The organism is Streptomyces sp. NPDC090088 (genome assembly GCF_044747345.1).
Lineage (GTDB): Bacteria > Actinomycetota > Actinomycetes > Streptomycetales > Streptomycetaceae > Streptomyces.
The window spans coordinates 366803-383799 of the sequence record NZ_JBIVDZ010000003.1 but is presented as its reverse complement, the minus strand read 5'-3'; the positions used below and the strand labels follow the sequence as shown (position 1 = coordinate 383799).

Below are 16997 nucleotides of genomic sequence, written 5' to 3'. Positions count from 1 at the left end.
GTGGTTGTGGAGATCCAAAAGGTTGCCGTGAATTTTTCCGCCGTACGGTGCCCGCCTCGCGGGCGGGCGGCGAAAGTTGACCCGGGCAGCCGTTTTCCGCCGGACAGACCGGTGGCACCGGGCCGCCCCCGATTCCTCCATGCCCACGACACATCCGTATGGTTTCGCCATGGCACCCCCTGAGCTCATCCCGATCGCCTACGAGCCCCACGGCCGTACCGAGGCCATCGGTCACTACACCGGCGGCCAGTTCCTGGCGTCGGTCACCTACGCGTTCCCCGAGGGGTTCCGGCTCGACGAGGGCTGGGAGGAGCAGAAACGGCTCTACGCGGTGCTCCATCTCTTCGACGCCGAGGGCCACTACCGCGACTCGCAGATCTGGTGCGCGGGCAGCTGGGCCGAGCAGCAACTCGACCCGGACGGCGCCGACTCGGTGCTGTCCCGGGCGCGGGCGCGCCTCGCGACGATGCTGCGCAGCCTGCCCCGGCGGACGTACACGGACATAGCGATCCGCCCGTTCCAGCTCACCGTGGACGGCGTCTTCTTCGGCCTGGTCGCGAAGGAGGACGACGACGGCCCGTGGGCCGAGCTCTACCCGGACCACCTGGGCTTCAGCGAACCCTGGGACGGCCGGTACGACACCTGAGCGGTGCGTCCACGTGCCCACTGCTCGGAGGACGGCCGGTGCGGCGCCTGACGTACCGGCCGTCCCCTGGGATCAGCTCGCCGAGGCGGACGGTGACGCGGAGGCGGACGGGGCCGGGCCGCCGCCGTCCTCGCCGTCGTTGGTGGCGTCGGAGTCCACGGTCACGGTGATCGAGCCCAGGACGCCCTTGGCGATGTCGTCCTTGCGGTAACGGAGCTTCAGCAGGCCGCCCTGGGTGCCGGACTGGTCGTAGATGGTGTCCTCGGTGAGCGTGGTGCGCTCGGTGGTGTTGGTGACGTACGGGTCGAGGGTGGTCGTGGCGATGACCGAGTCCTCGTCGAAGAAGAACTGGCCGGTGTGGCAGGTGTGCCCGCCCTCGTAACCGGCGTCGGTCCACTCGCCGTCGACGTGCACCTTGACGTGGATGTGCACACAGCGGCCGCGGTACCAGCCCGGGAAGACCGTCTTGAAGGTGACATGGCCGTGCCGGTCGGTGCGCCAGGTGCCGCGCAGGTAGCGCTTGTCGTCGGTGGGGTCCTGGTGGCCGCCGCCACCGCCGGGCGGGGGTCCGGTCGGGGTGTCCGTGGGCGTACCGGTCGGGGAGTCGGTCGGCGCGGGACCGCCACCGCCGCCGCCACCGCTGGACGCCTCGTAACCCGAGTAGTAGCCGATGGCGTCGCAGTGCCAGATGTCCACCGCCGCGTTGCGCACCGGGCGGCAGGTCTCGGTGTCGATCACCCGGAGGGCAAGGGTCAGCGGGATGCCCGTCCGGTCCTCGGTGATGTCCTGGCGGATCTTGTCCGCGTCGATGTAGTACGGGCCCTCGGTGGTCTCCGAGGTCAGCTGGTAGCAGTCCGCCGGCGGTTCCGGCCGGCGCCCGCGCCCCGGGCCTTTTCTCTCGCCGGCGACGGCGTTCACGGCGAACGCCCCGCCCAGACCCACCGCCGCGGCCGTGCCCGCGCCCACGACGACGACCTTGCGCCGGGTCGGGTCGTCCGGATTCCTCTGACTGAGCTTTCCGTTGTCTGTCATGCGGCTGGAAGTTAGGCAGGAAAGCTGGGAGCGAGCTGAGAAAGAGGCGCTCTTTTTCCAGGACGGGGAATTAAGGCCGGAAACCACCGCCCGACCCGTCGGACAAGTCTCGGAAAAGCAGCGGAAAAGGCGCCGTAACCGAGTACGACGCCTTTTCCGGGAGCACGGTGTGTCAGCTGGACGTGGCCGAGGCCGAGGCGCCCGGCTGGACCGCGTCGTCCGTGCCGTCGTGCGTCGCGTCGGGCTCGACGCCGACCGTGATGGACCCGTGGACGCCCTTGGCGATGTCCTTCTTGTGGTACTCCAGCTTGAGGAGACCGCCCTGGGTGCCGGACTGGTCGTAGATGGTGTCCTCGGTGAGCGTGGTGCGGGTGGTGGTGCTGGTGGAGTACGGCTCGACGGCGGCCGAGGCGATGACCGACTTCTCGTCGAAGAAGAACTGGCCGGTGTGGCAGGTGCGCCCGCCCTCGTAACCGGCGTCGGTCCACTCGCCGTCGACGTGCACCTTGACGTGGATGTGCACGCAGCGGCCCTGGTACCAGCCCGGGAAGATGGTCTTGAAGGTCACCCGGCCGTGCTTGTCGGTCTTCCAGGTGCCGCGCAGGTAGCGGGTGTCGCTGGTGGGGTCCTCGTGCTGGCCGCCACCACCGGTGCCGCCGGAGGGCGCGCCGGACGGGGGCTCACCCGTGGGGGTGCCGGAGGGGGCGTCCGAGGGGGCGGAGCCGCTGCCCGTGGAGAGGCTCTCGTAGCCCGAGTAGATGCCGAGGGCGTCGCAGTGCCAGATGTCCACCGCCGCGTTGCGCACCGGGCGGCAGGTCTCGGAGTCGATCACCCGCAGGCTCAGGGTGAGCGGGATGCCCTCCTTGTCCTCGGTGATGTCCTGGCGGAGCTTGTCCGCGTCGATGTAGTAGGGGCCCTCGGTGGTCTCCGAGGTCAGCTTGTAGCAGGTCTCCGCCGCGCTGCTCGACGCGGTGGCGGTCGTCGTCCCGTCCGCGAAGGCGTTGGCGGCGAGGGTGCCGCCGACGCCCGCGACGGCCACGGCCGCGCCGCCCGCCACGACGACCTTGCGCCGCGTGAGATCCCGTTTGTGTGCCGGCTTCTGTGTTCCCGTCATGATCGGGACGCTAGGTAAGAACACTGTCCGGGCCATGGGAATGACCTGTGGCAGACCAAGAAATCTGAAGACACCGGCACGCATAAAAAGAAGAGGGCCGGAAATCTACGGCGATTTCCGGCCCTCATCCATGTTTCGGTCTACTTCGGCTGCGGCTTCCTGACGGTCAGGTGCAGCTCGCGCAGCCGGGTCTCCTCCAGCTCGGTCGGCGCGCCCATCATCAGGTCCTGGGCGTTGCCGTTGAGCGGGAAGGCGATGGTCTCGCGGATGTTCGGCTCGTCGGCGAGGAGCATCACGATGCGGTCCACGCCGGGGGCGATACCGCCGTGCGGCGGGGCGCCGAAGCGGAACGCGCGGAGCATGCCGGCGAACTTGTCCTCGACGGTCTCCCGGTCGTAGCCGGCGATCTCGAAGGCCTTGAGCATGATCTCGGGCTCGTGGTTCCGGATGGCGCCGGAGGACAGCTCGACGCCGTTGCAGACGATGTCGTACTGCCAGCCGAGGATGTCCAGCGGGTCCTGGGTCTCCAGGGCCTCCAGACCGCCCTGCGGCATGGAGAACGGGTTGTGCGAGAAGTCGATCGCGCCGGTGTCCTCGTCCTTCTCGTACATCGGGAAGTCGACGATCCAGCAGAACCGGAAGACGTTCTCCTCGAAGTGCCCGGCACGCTTGGCGGCCTCGACCCGCACCGCGCCCATGATCTTCGAGACCTCGTCGAACTCACCGGCGCCGAAGAACACGGCGTGCCCGGCGGCCAGCTGGAGCCGCTTGGTCAGCTCGGCGACGTTGTCCTCGGTGAGGAACTTGGCGATCGGGCCGGACAGCGAGCCGTCCTCGGCGACGCGGACCCAGGCCAGGCCCTTGGCGCCCTGCGAGACCGCGAAGTCGCCGAGCTGGTCGAAGAACTTGCGGGGCTGCGCGGAGACGTCCGGCACCGGGAGCGCGCGCACGTGCTTGCCGGCGAAGGCCTTGAACTCCGAGCCCTCGAAGATGTCGGTGATGTCGACGAGTTCCAGCTGGGCGCGGAGGTCCGGCTTGTCGGAGCCGTACTTCAGCATCGCCTCGCGGAACGGGATCCGCGGGAACGGCGACGTCACATGGCGACCGCCGCCGAACTCCTCGAACAGCTCGGTCATCAGCTGCTCGATGGGCTGGAAGACGTCCTCCTGCTCGACGAAGCTCATCTCGACGTCGAGCTGGTAGAACTCGCCGGGCGAGCGGTCGGCGCGGGCGTCCTCGTCGCGGAAGCAGGGCGCGATCTGGAAGTAGCGGTCGAAGCCGGAGATCATCAGCAGCTGCTTGAACTGCTGCGGGGCCTGCGGCAGGGCGTAGAACTTGCCCGGGTTCAGCCGGGAGGGCACCACGAAGTCACGGGCGCCCTCGGGGGAGGTCGCCGACAGGATCGGGGTCGCCATCTCGTTGAAGCCCAGCGCCGTCATCTTGTGGCGGATGGCCGAGATCACGGCCGTACGCAGCAGGATGTTGCGGTGCATGCGCTCGCGGCGCAGGTCCAGGAAGCGGTACTCCAGACGCCGCTCCTCGTTGACCCCGTCCTCGGTGTTGATCGTGAACGGCAGCGGGGCGGCCGCGCCGAGCAGCTCGACCTCGCTCACCTCGACCTCGACCTCGCCGGTGGGCAGGTCGGCGTTGATGTTCTCGGTTCCACGTGAAACAACGCGGCCGTCGATCCGGACCGTGGACTCCTTGGAGAGCTTGTCCAGGGCCTCGTACGCCGGGGTGCCCGGGCGGGCGACGAGCTGCGTGATGCCGTAGTGGTCGCGCAGATCGATGAAGAGGATGCCGCCCAGGTCGCGCCGATTGTGCAGCCAGCCGCTCAGCCGGACGTCGGTGCCGACGTCAGAGGCGCGGAGCTGGCCGCAGGTGTGGGACCTGTACCGATGCATCGTCGGGTGTTCCTCTTCTTCGTGGTCTGCCGAGGTGCTCTCCTCGGCGGTGACGGGTCGTGGTGCCCGGACCCGTCAAGGGTACCGGGCACCCCAGGATCGCCTCCCCACCATTAACCCCGGCCGGAGGCGATGGTCTCGGTCCCACTAATCTCCTCACGAAACAGTGGCACTCTTCGATCTCATCTTCTTAAAGTGGGGCAATGCGAACTGGCGAGCCCCTGCCCGCCGTGGAGGACGTCCTCGCCGCCCTCGCGACCGGGCTGTGGCACTGGGACACCGCCACCGGGCTGGTCACCGCGGACGCGGAGGCGGCCCGGCTCATCGGGCTGCCGGCCGAGCCGTCCATCCTCTCGGAGGCCCTGGTCAGGTCCCGTTTCCACCCCGTCGACTGGAACGAGAACACCAGCATCACCCGGCTGGCCGCCATCGAGGGCACGCTCGGCGAGGTACGGCTGCGGGTCATGGACGAGCGGGGCCGGCTGATCCGTACCGTGCGCAGCCGTTTCCGACCGGTGTACGACTCCGAGGAGCGCGTGTACCGGGTGACGGGCACCATCCAGGAGGTCTCGGAGCCGTCCCCCGGCTCCGCCGCCCGGCATCCGGTCACCGGTGACTGGCGGCGCTCCCGGGAGGCGTTCCTGCTGGACGCGGGCCGGGCGCTGGCGGAGGCGCGGTCCACGGAGGAGGTGCTGCGGGTCGCGGCCGGTCTGTCGATGCCCGGGTTCTCGCCGGACGGGCTGGTCCTCTACGGCGCCAAGGGCGACCGGCTGCAGATACTCGGCCACCACGGCCAGCAGATCGACGAGGACAGCCCCTTCACCAGCATGCCGCTGGAGACGGACTACCCGGCGGCGGAGGTGGTGCGGACCGGCCAGGCCGTGTATCTCTCCTCCCCCGAGCAGTACCAGTCCCGCTATCCGGTGACCTGGCCGCTGGCCGAGCGGTTCGGCCGCCGGTCCTGGGCCTTTCTGCCGCTGACCGTGGCCGGGCGGACCATGGGCGCCTGGATGGCGGGCTTCACCCACCCGGTGTCGTTCACCCCCGACGAACGGTCCGTGCTCACCACGGTGGCCCGGATGCTGGCGCAGGCCCTGTCCCGGGCCGGGATCGCCGACTCGGAGCGGGAGCTGACCGACGGCCTGCAGCGCTCCATGCTGCCCACGCTGGGCCCGGAGATCCCCGGCATGGACGCGGCCGCCCGCTACATACCGACCGGCGGCGGCCTCCAGGTGGGGGGCGACTGGTACGACATGATCCCGCTGCCCTCCGGCCGCTACGCCCTCGTCATCGGCGACGTCCAGGGGCACGACGTCCGCGCGGCGGGCCTGATGGGCCAGCTCCGGATCGCGCTGCGCGCCTACGCCTCCGAGGGCCACCGCCCGGACGCGGTCCTCTCCCGGGCCTCCCGCTTCCTGCACGGCATCACCTATGACATCGCCTACGACGAAGAGGGCGCCGACCTGCGCTTCGCGACCTGCCTGTACGTCGAGGCGGATCCGGCGACCGGGGTCCTGGAGATCGCCCGCGCGGGACATCTGGACCCGGCGATCCGGATGGCCGACGGCACGGTGCTGCGGCGGCCGACGGCGGGCGGGCTGCCGCTCGGCATCGACCCCGACGCCGACTACCCGACGACGCGGTTCGCCCTGGAACCCGGCGAGACGATGATGCTCTGCACCGACGGCCTGATCGAGACCGGCGGCCATGACATCGAGAGCGGCTGGCAGCGGGTCCGGGCGATCATGGAGGAGCACGACGGCGACCTGGAGAAACTGGCCGACGCGCTGGTCCAGGCCGTGCACGGGCCCTTCTCCCACCACACCACCGGGCCGCTGGCCGACCGCCGCGAGGACGACATAGCGGTCCTGCTGCTCTCCCGGCCGGGCACCGGCCGCGGCGGCGAGCCGCTCGCCGTACGGCCCCGGGTGCGCCGCACCCTGCTCTCGGTGGCCCAGGACGAGCCCGAGCGGGTCGCCGAGGCCCGTCAGCACCTGCGCGAGCTGCTGCACGACTGGGGCTCGCCCGACCAGCTCGACTCGGCGGTGCTGCTGGTCTCCGAGATGCTCACGAACGTCCTCGTCCACACCGACACGGACGCCCTGCTGCTCGCCGAGGTCTCCGGCCGGGAGGCGCGGCGCCGGCTCCGCGTCGAGGTCACCGACGCGGGCGACGACCTCCCGCACAAGCGCCGCCCCGGCGAGCTGGCCTCCTCCGGGCGGGGCCTGGTCCTCATCGAGCTCCTCGCGGACGCCTGGGGCGTCGACCCGCGCGGCCAGGGCAAGAGCATCTGGTTCGAGCTGTACGAGGCCGAGGCCGACGCGCCCTAGCCGGTCGCGTACCGGGTCCGCAGCTCGTGTACGACCCCGAAGGCGGCCGCGGTGAGCGGTACGGCCAGGAGCATGCCGAGGATCCCCGCGACCGAGGCGCCGGCCGTGATCGTCAGCATCACCACCGCCGGGTGCATCTGCACGGTCCGGCTCTGGATCATGGGCTGCAGCACATGCCCCTCCAGCACCTGCACGGCGAGCACCACGCCGAGCGCCCACAGGGCGATGACGAAGCCGCGGTCGGCGAGGGCGACCAGCACGGCGACGGCCCCGGAGATGAAGGCGCCGAGGTAGGGGATGTAGGCGCCGACGAAGACGAGCGCGGCGAGCCCGACCGCCCCCGGCACCCGGAGGATCAGCAGGCCGACGGCGATACAGGTGGCGTCGATGAGGGCGATGACGGTGGTGCCGCGCATGAACCCCTCGACGCCCTCGAAGGCACGGCGGGCCATGGCCTCGACCATGTCGGCGCTGGCGCCGGGGGCCAGGGCCCTGAGGGTGCCGACGACCCGGTCCGAGTCCCGCAGGAAGAAGAAGACGAGCAGCAGCGCGAGCACCGCGATGGCGAGGAACTCACCGGCCACGCTCACCCCGCTGATGACGTTGGAGGCCGCGGTCCCGCCGAACTTGCCGAGCAGTTCCTTCGCGTTCCCGGCCAGGTCGCCGACCGAGGTGCCGGCCGCCCCGAAGTGAGCGGCGAGCGACTTCGCGGCGTGCTTGAGCGAGGCGACGATCTCGTCGCCGGTGTCGATGAGCGCGGCGACGACGATGTAGACGGCACCGCCGACGACGGCCACCACCGCGACGCACGTCAGCCCGGCGGCGATCGACCGCTGCACGCCGACCCGCACGAGGCGCCGGTACAGGGGCCCGAGCAGGGCGGTGCCGAGCAGCGCCAGCAGCACCGACGTGACAGCTGTCCGGAACTCCACGCACAACCGGATCCCGACGTACCCCACCGCGGACGCCAGCAGAATCACCGCACACCAGGCGGCGAACCGACGCACGGGCTCGGGCAACAGGGACACGCGTCCAGCGGATCACACCACCCCTCCCACCGCCCTGCGCTGAACCCCCTACCGAGTGAACCGCCCCTCCACCCCCGACGCCTCCACCCGCCGACGGCCGGCGGCGACTCGGGCGACCGAAAAGCGCGGCCGGCAGCCGGAGGGTGCTCGGGATGCCGGGAGGCTGTGGGGAAACGGGGCGAGGCCTGACGCAGTGGTCACGTCAGGCCTCGCCTCGTGTGCGGTTCGTCCCTGTTACTCCTGCGGGCCGCTCTCCGTCATGCCGTGCACGGCGGGGATCGTGCCCAGGCGGCCCTTCTGGAAGTCCTCGAAGGCCTGCATGAGCTCGTCCTTGGTGTTCATGACGAACGGGCCGTAGTGGGCCATGGGCTCACGGATCGGCTGTCCGCCGAGGAGCACGACCTCCAGGTCCGGCGTGTGCGAGTCCTGCTTCTCGTCCGCGCGGACGGTGAGGGAGGAGCCGGTGCCGAAGACCGCCGTCTGGCCCATGTGGACCGGTCGGCGCTCGGTGCCCACCGAGCCCTTGCCGGCCAGCACGTAGGCGAGGCCGTTGAAGTCCTCGCGCCACGGCAGCGTGATCTCCGCGCCGGGGGCGAGGGTCGCGTGGATCATCGTGATCGGGGTGTGGGTGATGCCGGGACCGGCGTGGCCGTCCAGCTCGCCCGCGATGACGCGGAGCAGCGCGCCGCCGTCCGGGGACGTCAGCAGCTGCACCTGGCCGCCGCGGATGTCCTGGTACCTCGGCGCCATCATCTTGTCCTTGGCCGGGAGGTTCACCCACAGCTGGAGGCCGTGGAAGAGACCGCCGGACATGACCAGGGACTCCGGCGGGGCCTCGATGTGGAGGAGACCGGAGCCGGCCGTCATCCACTGGGTGTCGCCGTTGGTGATGGTGCCGCCGCCGCCCTGGCTGTCCTGGTGGTCGAAGATGCCGTCGATGATGTAGGTGACGGTCTCGAAGCCGCGGTGCGGGTGCCAGGGGGTGCCCTTGGGCTCGCCCGGCGCGTACTCCACCTCACCCATCTGGTCCATCATGATGAACGGGTCGAGATGGCGGTAGTTGATCCCCGCGAAGGCCCGGCGCACCGGGAAGCCCTCGCCCTCGAAACCGCTGGGCGCGGTCGTGACGGCGAGCACGGGACGGGCCACGGCGTCGGCCGGTGCGGCCACTCGGGGCAGGGTCAACGGGTTCTCGACGGTCACTGCAGGCATGTTGGCTCCTCCTTGTGCGCCCACTTTAGTTGAGCGTTGAACTTTCTGCCACCCCTAACGGAGAAAGCCCGGAGGACATTCCCTCCGGGCCCCGGTCGCCTCCGAACGGTGGATCAGTTGCTGAAGTACAGGTACTTCCAGGCGCCGTACGTCGTGGAGTTCACGGTGTCGCCGGACGATCCGTTGACGTACACCGACCGCACCCGCGCCCGGATACCGGACTCGCCCGGTGCCCCGAGCCGGACGGCCGTCTTGCCGTTCGTGCCGAGCGCGAAGTACTCGGAGTCCGACGAGTACCACGAGCCCTGGTAGTAGACCTGCAGGTCGAAGCGGAACTCGCGGCCCTTGTAGTAGGTCATGGTCGTGGTGAGCACCGGGTCGGTGTTCTTGTGGAACCAGTAGTACGAGGTCGAGCCGATCTTCGCCGTCCTGTAGTGCTTGGAGACCGCGGTGGAGACCTTGACCCGCGCGTACGCCGTGGCCTTCACGGTCTTCGCCGTGTAGCGGGCGTCCCCGTCGAAGACCGCGGTGACGGCCGTGTCGCGGGTCATGTCCACCCAGGCGGCGATGTTCCCGTGGGAGTCCACCCGGCCGGTCTTGACCAGCTTCTTCGGCTTGTCGGCCCCGAAGGGGTCCGAGTAGATCTTGACCGAGCGGTTCTTGTACGTCGTCCCCAGGTGCGCGGTGAACTTGACGTCGGTGCCGTAGTTGTACAGCTTGCCGTTGTTGTTCAGGCTCAGGCTCGTCGCCGCCCGGTCCACCGCGACCTTGCCGGAGGCGGTGGCCGTGGTGTGGTCGGCGTCGCCCGCGTAGCTCACCTTGTAGGTGACCGTGCCGCCGGCCGGCGGGGTGTCGGCGAACGAGTAGGTGCCGTCCGCCTTGACGGTGACGGCGGCGAGCGCCTTGCCGTTCGGCGACTCCAGGTCGGTCCGGGTGACCGAGAGCCGGGTGCCCGCCGGGAACGGGACGGTGGCCGTGATCTTTCCGGTGACGGTGAGCTTCTTGGCGCGGGGCGCGGACGCCGGCGCGTCGACGGTGAGGGTCGGCGCACTCAGCGCCGGGGCCGCGAACGCCTTCAGGGTGTACGTGTTGTCGTAGTTGCCGGCCAGGGCGAACACCCGGGAGGAGTCGGGAGCCCAGGCGGCGGCGCCCATGGTGGAGTTCCCGGCGTCGAAGCGGCGCACCGGGGTGTCGGAGCCCGCCTTGTAGATGTTCAGGTGGCGGTCGTAGACCTGGGCGATCAGGCCGGCCGGCGAGACGTCGGCGTACCAGCCGTCCTCACTGAGGTTCGTGCCCTCCGTGAAGGTGCCGTCGGCGTAGCCCAGCCTCTGGTGGCCGCTCCACAGCACCTCGGAGGTGCCGGGCACGAGGTCTACGTCGTTGGCGTAGCGCCCGTCGTCGGTCTTGGCGACCAGTCGGGGGGTGGCGCCGGAGACGTCGAGGAGGTTGATCGCGCCCGGAGTGGTCCCGCTGTCGGTGTAGGTCAGCAGGCCGGGGACGGCCGTGCTCGCGTCGAGCACACCCGAGTTGTAGTACGGGGCGACCGCCGCCGGCAGTTGCCCCAGCGTCACCGCGGCGGCCGGATCGGCGGCGGCCGGGTCCACGGAACCCAGGTTGCCGTGCATGCCGTCCGCGTCGTCGGTCCGGTAGGAGAACCAGACCCGGCCGCCCGCGAAGGCGATCTCGTGCGGGGTGGCCCCGGCGCCGATGTCGTAGGTGTTCCTGACCTCCAGGGTGGCCGCGTCCAGCGCCAGGATCGCGTGACCGGTCGCCTGGGCCGCGTACAGGGTGGCACCGTCGTCCGACACCGCCAGGCCGCTGACGTCGCCGAAGCCGACGTTCACGTCGACGACGGTTCCGTTGTAGTCGGTGGCCACGATCCGGCCGTTGGCCTCGTCGGCGACGAAGACACGCTTCACGGCACCGTCCACGACCAGACCGACGGGCGTGGTGAGGACGGCAGAGGCGGCCGAGGCGGTCCCCGCCGCCACGACGCTCAGCGCCGCCGAGCTGAAGAGGACCGCGAGCGCCGTCGCGACCGAAGTGCTGCGCATGCGCACAGTGATGAACCCCCACTGAGAACCCGGGGTCGCCGGGTGGATGAGAGCGCCGCGCGGCACCCGGACGCGACCGCGGAAGAGCGGTGGCGCGCGGGGCGCGGCTGCCTGAGGGAACCCTATGGCATGGCTGTGACAACCCGGGAGCGGTTTTCCCGGGGACGGCGGCCTCTAGCCGTACATGACCTCTGGATCTCTAGCCGTACATCCGGCGCATCGCGAAGTCGACCATCTGCTCGACGGCCTTCGAGTCGAAGACCATCCGGTGCTCGCCCTCCATGTCCAGGACGAAGCCGTATCCGGTCGGCAGCAGGTCGATGACCTCCGAGCCCGTGATCACGAAGTACTTGGACTCCTTGCCCGCGTACCGGCGCAGTTCCTTCAGCGAGGTGAACATCGGGATCACCGGCTGCTGGGTGTTGTGCAGCGCGAGGAAGCCGGGGTTGTCACCGCGCGGGCAGTAGACCTTCGACGTGGCGAAGACCTGCTGGAAGTCCTCGGCGGTCACCTGCCCCGTGGTGAACGCGCGCACCGCGTCCGCCAGCGACGGCGGGGACGGCTCGGGGTAGAGCGGGGGCTGCTGGCCGTATCCGCCGAGGCCGCCGCCCATGGGCTGCTGCGGCGAGGCGTACTGCTGCTGAGCGGCGCTCCCGTCCATGGGCTGGCCGTATCCATACATGGGCGCAAGCCTACCGAGACACGCGGCGGCTGCGAGAAGGTAGACCCTTCTCACACTTCAGCCGATCGGGGTTGCATCTTATTACCGACGGGTAGCATCATCGGAGCTACTCGTTGGTATGTGAACGCTTGCGCGAGGATTCAGTGCCTCGCCGATCCGGATACGGAGCCGTCACCATGGGGCACTACAAGTCCAACCTCCGCGACATCGAATTCAACCTGTTCGAAGTGCTCGGTCGCGACAAGCTGTACGGCACCGGCCCGTTCGGCGAGATGGACACCGACACCGCGAAGAGCGTCCTGGAGGAGCTGACCCGGCTCGCCGAGAACGAGCTCGCGGAGTCCTTCGCCGACGCCGACCGCAACCCGCCGGTCTTCGACCCGGAGACCAACACCGCACCGGTCCCGGCGTCCTTCAAGAAGAGCTACAAGGCCTTCATGGACTCCGAGTACTGGCGCCTCGGCCTGCCCGAGGAGATCGGCGGCACCACCGCCCCGCCGTCGCTCATCTGGGCGTACGCGGAGCTGGTGCTCGGCGCCAACCCGGCCGTGTGGATGTACTCCTCCGGCCCGGCGTTCGCCCGGATCCTCTTCGACGAGGGCACCGAGGAGCAGAAGAAGTGGGCGCAGCTCGCCGTGGACCGGACCTGGGGTTCGACCATGGTGCTCACCGAGCCCGACGCGGGCTCGGACGTCGGCGCCGGCCGCACCAAGGCGGTCCGGCAGGAGGACGGCTCCTGGCACATCGAGGGCGTGAAGCGCTTCATCACCTCGGGTGAGCACGACATGGAGGAGAACATCCTCCACTACGTGCTGGCGCGTCCCGAGGGTGCCGGCCCCGGCACCAAGGGCCTCTCCCTCTTCCTGGTCCCCAAGTACCTCTTCGACTTCGAGACCGGCGAGCTGGGCGAGCGCAACGGCGTCTACGCCACCAACGTCGAGCACAAGATGGGCCTGAAGGCCTCCAACACCTGCGAGATGACCTTCGGCGACCGCCACCCGGCCAAGGGCTGGCTGATCGGCGACAAGCACGAGGGCATCCGCCAGATGTTCCGGATCATCGAGTTCGCCCGCATGATGGTCGGCACGAAGGCCATCTCCACGCTCTCGACCGGCTACCTCAACGCCCTTGAGTACGCCAAGGAGCGCGTCCAGGGTTCCGACCTCGCGGCCTTCGGCGACAAGTCCGCGCCCAAGGTCACCATCACCCACCACCCCGACGTGCGCCGCTCGCTGATCACGCAGAAGGCGTACGCCGAGGGCATGCGCGCCCTCGTCCTCTACACCGCCTCCGTCCAGGACGCGATCGCGGTCAAGGAGGCGACCGGCGAGGACGCCTCCGCCGAGCACGCACTGAACGACCTGCTCCTGCCGGTCGTCAAGGGCTACGGCTCCGAGAAGGGCTACGAGCAGCTCGCCCAGTCGCTGCAGACCTTCGGCGGCTCCGGCTTCCTGCAGGAGTACCCGATCGAGCAGTACATCCGCGACGCCAAGATCGACACCCTGTACGAGGGCACCACCGCGATCCAGGGCCAGGACTTCTTCTTCCGGAAGATCGTCCGCAACCAGGGCGCGGCCCTCAACTCCCTCGCCGAGGACATCAAGAAGTTCCTCGCGCTCGGCACCGGCGGCGAGGACCTGGCGGGCGCCCGCGAGCACCTCGCGAAGGCGGCCGTCGAGCTGGAGGCGATCGTCGGCCTGATGCTGACCGACCTCGCGGCCACCGAGCAGGACGTCAAGAACATCTACAAGGTCGGCCTCAACACAAGCCGCCTGCTGCTCGCCTCCGGCGACGTGATCGTCGGCTACCTGCTGCTCAAGGGCGCCGCGATCGCCGCCGAGAAGCTGGAGACGGCCTCGAACAAGGACAAGCCGTTCTACACCGGCAAGATCGCGGCGGCGAAGTTCTTCGCGGCGAACGTGCTGCCGGGCGTCACCCTGGCCCGCAAGGTCGCGGCCGATGTCGACCTCGACCTGATGGAGCTGGACGAGGCCGCTTTCTGATCGTCCCGACCGACCGAGTGTCCGTGGAGGCCCGCTCCCCGCTGGGGGGAGCGGGCCTCCGTACGTCGTTAAGGTGAACAACATGAGCGAATCCCCCCGCTTCGACCGCGGCCACACCGACGACCTGATGACCTTCCTCGCGGCGAGCCCGACGCCGTACCACGCCGTCGCCAACAGCGCCGAGCGGCTGGAGAAGGCCGGGTTCCGGCAGGTCGCCGAGACGGACGCCTGGGACGGGACGACGGGCGGCCGGTACGTGCTGCGCGGCGGCGCGATCATCGCCTGGTACGTCCCGGAGGGCGCCGCGCCCCACACGCCGTTCCGGATCGTCGGCGCGCACACGGACTCCCCGAACCTGCGGGTCAAGCCCCGTCCGGACACCGGGGCGCACGGCTTCCGCCAGGTCGCCGTGGAGATCTACGGCGGACCGCTCATGAACTCCTGGCTCGACCGGGACCTGGGCCTGGCCGGCCGGCTCAGCCTGCGGGACGGCTCCACCCGCCTGGTCGACGTGCACCGGCCGCTGCTGCGCGTCCCCCAGCTCGCCATCCACCTGGACCGTTCGGTCAGCAGCGACGGCCTCAAGCTCGACAAGCAGCGCCATCTCCAGCCGATCTGGGGACTCGGCGACGACGTCCGCGACGGCGACCTCATCGCCTTCCTGGAGCAGGAGGCGGGCCTGCCGGCCGGTTCGGTCACCGGCTGGGACCTGATGACCTACGCCGTCGAACCGCCGGCCTACCTGGGCCGCGACCAGGAGCTGCTGGCCGGGCCCCGGATGGACAACCTCCTCTCCGTACACGCCGGTACGGCGGCCCTCGCGGCCGTGGCGACGAGCGGCACGGAGCCGGCCCACATCCCGGTGCTCGCCGCGTTCGACCACGAGGAGACCGGCTCCCAGTCGGACACCGGCGCGGACGGACCGCTGCTCGGCACCGTCCTGGAGCGTTCGGTGCTGGCGCGCGGCGGGTCGTACGAGGACCGGGCGAGAGCCTTCGCGGGCACCGTCTGTCTCTCCTCCGACACCGGTCACGCCGTCCACCCCAACTACGCCGAGCGGCACGACCCGACGCACCACCCGCGCGTCAACGGCGGCCCGATCCTCAAGGTCAACGTCAACAACCGCTACGCCACGGACGGTTCGGGCCGCGCGCTCTTCGCCGCCGCCTGCGAGCGGGCCGGGGTGCCCTTCCAGACCTTCGTCTCCAACAACTCCATGCCCTGCGGCACCACCATCGGCCCGATCACCGCGGCCCGCCACGGCATCCGGACCGTCGACATCGGCGCCGCCATCCTCTCCATGCACAGCGCCCGCGAACTGTGCGGCACCGACGACCCGTTCCTCCTCGCGAACGCGCTGGTGGCGTTCCTGGAGGGCTAGCCGTACGGGAGCCGCACATGCCCCGCCCGCTCCTGGGTACCCGGACCGGACCGGAACCACCGGACCTGAAGGGGAGGCAACGCCATGGGGCTCGGCGGGTGCATCATTCTCATCGCCGTGGGGGCCATCCTCACGTTCGCGACCGACTGGCACATGAAGGGCGTCAACCTCGATGTCGTCGGCCTGATCCTGATGGCCGTCGGGATCATCGGGGTCACCACGTTCAGCAGCATCGCCCGGCGCCGGCGGGTCGTCGTACCGCCGGCGGCCGTCGTCGAGGACGAACGGCACCATCACCACCGTGACGGATACGGCGGTGGGTACGGCGCGTAAACGGACACAGCGTCACCCACAGGGTCATCACAGGCAACCGTGAGCAATCCGTTACAGGATTCAACTACCGCGCTTGTAGGGGTTTCGTGAAGACTGGCGATCACTGACGGGTCCGGAATATCGCCTTCCGGGCCCACCGCGGCTTTCACGAACGGGGGGTACGAGCCGTGCGCCGTCACGCCGCGCGCCGCGCGCACGCCGCCCCGGAAGAGCCCGGTGACAGACACCGGCTCGCCGTCCTGATCCCGGCCCACAACGAGCAGGAACGTATCGCCGACGCGATCGACGGCCTCTGGGAGCAGACCCGGCGCCCCGACCTGATCATCGTCGTCGCCGACAACTGCACCGACGACACCGCGGCCATCGCCACCGCGCACGGCGCCCAGGTCTTCCACACCCAGGACAACACCCACAAGAAGGCCGGCGCCCTCAACCAGGCCATCGCCTGGGTGCTGCCGCACATGGACGACCGCGACCTGCTGCTCGTGCAGGACGCCGACACCGTCCTCAACCCCTGGTTCGTCGAGACCGCGCTCGGCACCTTCAACCGCAAGGTCGGCGCGGTCGGCGGCGTCTTCTACGGCGAGGACGGCGGCGGCTTCCTCGGCCTGCTGCAGCGCATGGAGTTCCACCGCTACGCCTGGGAGCTGGAGCGCACCGGCGGCAAGGCCCAGGTCCTCACCGGCACCGGCACGATGTTCCGCGCCCGGGTGCTGCGCGAGGTCCGCGCGGCCCGCCGGGCCGGTGAACTCGGCGGCGGCACCGGCTACTACAGCCTCGCCTCGCTCACCGAGGACGACGAGATGACCAAGGCGGTCAAGACCCTCGGCTACCGGGCCATGTCCCCGGCGGGCTGCTCGGTCACCACCGAGGTCATGCCGTCCCTGCCCAAGCTGTGGCACCAGCGGCTGCGCTGGCAGCGCGGCGCCCTGGAGAACCTCCGCGACTACGGCTGGACCCGGGTCACCGCCCGCTACTTCATGCAGCAGTTCCTGATGGGCTTCGGCGCGCTCTCCTTCCTGATCTACCTGACCTACATGGCCGCGTACACCTCGCTGTACGGCTGGCCGGGCTTCTCGCCGTTCTGGACGGCGATCGGCCTGATCTTCGTCGTCGAGAAGACCGTCTCCGTACGGCGGGCGGGGCCGAAGGCCGTCCTGGTCGCCGCGCTGATGGTCCCCGAGATGCTCTACGACCTCTTCCAGCACGCCGTCTACTTCACCTCGCTGTGGGGGCTGGTGCGCCGCAGCGAGGAGAAGTGGGTGGCGACGTGAGATT

General features: G+C 70.0%; 13 protein-coding genes. 6 read left to right on the top strand and 7 right to left on the bottom strand.

Annotated elements, in window-relative coordinates; translation table 11 throughout:
- Positions 1 to 169 precede the first annotated feature (169 nt).
- Positions 170 to 646, top strand: a complete 477-nt coding sequence (locus tag ACIPSJ_RS17675) for a hypothetical protein (RefSeq protein WP_393544542.1) — start codon at positions 170 to 172, stop codon at positions 644 to 646.
- A gap of 72 nt (positions 647 to 718) precedes the next feature.
- Here ACIPSJ_RS17675 and ACIPSJ_RS17670 read toward each other — a convergent pair whose 3' ends face one another.
- The 3 genes from ACIPSJ_RS17670 to aspS form a co-directional block, all read right to left on the bottom strand.
- Positions 719 to 1678, bottom strand: a complete 960-nt coding sequence (locus ACIPSJ_RS17670; protein WP_401346672.1) for an intradiol ring-cleavage dioxygenase — start codon at positions 1676 to 1678, stop codon at positions 719 to 721.
- Between the two features lie 172 nt (positions 1679 to 1850).
- A complete protein-coding gene (locus ACIPSJ_RS17665; protein WP_401346670.1) occupies positions 1851 to 2792 on the bottom strand; it encodes an intradiol ring-cleavage dioxygenase in 942 nt (313 codons plus the stop codon).
- A gap of 140 nt (positions 2793 to 2932) precedes the next feature.
- Positions 2933 to 4696: an aspartate--tRNA ligase gene (gene aspS / locus ACIPSJ_RS17660; protein WP_359211309.1), complete on the bottom strand. Its 1764-nt coding sequence runs from the start codon at positions 4694 to 4696 to the stop codon at positions 2933 to 2935.
- A gap of 203 nt (positions 4697 to 4899) precedes the next feature.
- Between aspS and ACIPSJ_RS17655 the strand changes: the two genes are divergently transcribed.
- Entirely contained in the window at positions 4900 to 7026 is a 2127-nt protein-coding gene (locus ACIPSJ_RS17655; RefSeq protein WP_401346668.1) for a SpoIIE family protein phosphatase, read from the top strand.
- On the opposite strand, the gene ACIPSJ_RS17650 is transcribed toward ACIPSJ_RS17655, so the two are convergent.
- The 4 genes from ACIPSJ_RS17650 to ACIPSJ_RS17635 all read right to left on the bottom strand — a co-directional run bounded on the left by ACIPSJ_RS17650 (position 7023) and on the right by ACIPSJ_RS17635 (position 12002).
- A complete protein-coding gene (locus ACIPSJ_RS17650; RefSeq protein WP_359211315.1) occupies positions 7023 to 8054 on the bottom strand; it encodes an AI-2E family transporter in 1032 nt (343 codons plus the stop codon). The genes ACIPSJ_RS17655 and ACIPSJ_RS17650 overlap by 4 nt on opposite strands.
- 234 nt (positions 8055 to 8288) lie before the next feature.
- Entirely contained in the window at positions 8289 to 9266 is a 978-nt protein-coding gene (locus tag ACIPSJ_RS17645) for a pirin family protein (protein ID WP_359211317.1), read from the bottom strand.
- A 113-nt stretch (positions 9267 to 9379) separates the two neighbouring features.
- Positions 9380 to 11320, bottom strand: a complete 1941-nt coding sequence (locus ACIPSJ_RS17640; RefSeq protein WP_401346665.1) for a YncE family protein — start codon at positions 11318 to 11320, stop codon at positions 9380 to 9382.
- Positions 11321 to 11519: 199 nt separating this feature from the next.
- Positions 11520 to 12002 (bottom strand): SseB family protein, encoded by a 483-nt coding sequence (locus tag ACIPSJ_RS17635; protein WP_359211323.1) that lies wholly within the window; start codon positions 12000 to 12002, stop codon positions 11520 to 11522.
- A 176-nt stretch (positions 12003 to 12178) separates the two neighbouring features.
- On the opposite strand from ACIPSJ_RS17635, the gene ACIPSJ_RS17630 reads away from it, so the two are divergent.
- The 4 genes from ACIPSJ_RS17630 to ACIPSJ_RS17615 all read left to right on the top strand — a co-directional run bounded on the left by ACIPSJ_RS17630 (position 12179) and on the right by ACIPSJ_RS17615 (position 16993).
- A complete protein-coding gene (locus ACIPSJ_RS17630; RefSeq protein ID WP_359211326.1) occupies positions 12179 to 14005 on the top strand; it encodes an acyl-CoA dehydrogenase in 1827 nt (608 codons plus the stop codon).
- 82 nt (positions 14006 to 14087) lie between these two features.
- The gene (locus tag ACIPSJ_RS17625; protein WP_401346663.1) at positions 14088 to 15386 is read left to right on the top strand and encodes a M18 family aminopeptidase; all 1299 of its coding nucleotides are present in this window, start codon (positions 14088 to 14090) and stop codon (positions 15384 to 15386) included.
- Between the two features lie 84 nt (positions 15387 to 15470).
- Complete coding sequence (locus ACIPSJ_RS17620; protein ID WP_359211332.1) at positions 15471 to 15719, top strand: DUF6458 family protein; 249 nt, start codon at positions 15471 to 15473, stop codon at positions 15717 to 15719.
- A gap of 167 nt (positions 15720 to 15886) precedes the next feature.
- Positions 15887 to 16993, top strand: coding sequence for a glycosyltransferase family 2 protein (locus ACIPSJ_RS17615; RefSeq protein ID WP_359211335.1), 1107 nt, complete (start codon positions 15887 to 15889; stop codon positions 16991 to 16993).
- Positions 16994 to 16997: the final 4 nt, after the last annotated feature.

Coding starts and splice junctions, on each gene's coding strand:
- ACIPSJ_RS17675 (WP_393544542.1), top strand. CDS start 170: ATGGCACCCCCTGAGCTCATCCCGATCGCCTACGAGCCCCACGGCCGT.
- ACIPSJ_RS17670 (WP_401346672.1), bottom strand. CDS start 1,678: ATGACAGACAACGGAAAGCTCAGTCAGAGGAATCCGGACGACCCGACC.
- ACIPSJ_RS17665 (WP_401346670.1), bottom strand. CDS start 2,792: ATGACGGGAACACAGAAGCCGGCACACAAACGGGATCTCACGCGGCGC.
- aspS (WP_359211309.1), bottom strand. CDS start 4,696: ATGCATCGGTACAGGTCCCACACCTGCGGCCAGCTCCGCGCCTCTGAC.
- ACIPSJ_RS17655 (WP_401346668.1), top strand. CDS start 4,900: ATGCGAACTGGCGAGCCCCTGCCCGCCGTGGAGGACGTCCTCGCCGCC.
- ACIPSJ_RS17645 (WP_359211317.1), bottom strand. CDS start 9,266: ATGCCTGCAGTGACCGTCGAGAACCCGTTGACCCTGCCCCGAGTGGCC.
- ACIPSJ_RS17640 (WP_401346665.1), bottom strand. CDS start 11,320: ATGCGCAGCACTTCGGTCGCGACGGCGCTCGCGGTCCTCTTCAGCTCG.
- ACIPSJ_RS17635 (WP_359211323.1), bottom strand. CDS start 12,002: ATGTATGGATACGGCCAGCCCATGGACGGGAGCGCCGCTCAGCAGCAG.
- ACIPSJ_RS17630 (WP_359211326.1), top strand. CDS start 12,179: ATGGGGCACTACAAGTCCAACCTCCGCGACATCGAATTCAACCTGTTC.
- ACIPSJ_RS17625 (WP_401346663.1), top strand. CDS start 14,088: ATGAGCGAATCCCCCCGCTTCGACCGCGGCCACACCGACGACCTGATG.
- ACIPSJ_RS17620 (WP_359211332.1), top strand. CDS start 15,471: ATGGGGCTCGGCGGGTGCATCATTCTCATCGCCGTGGGGGCCATCCTC.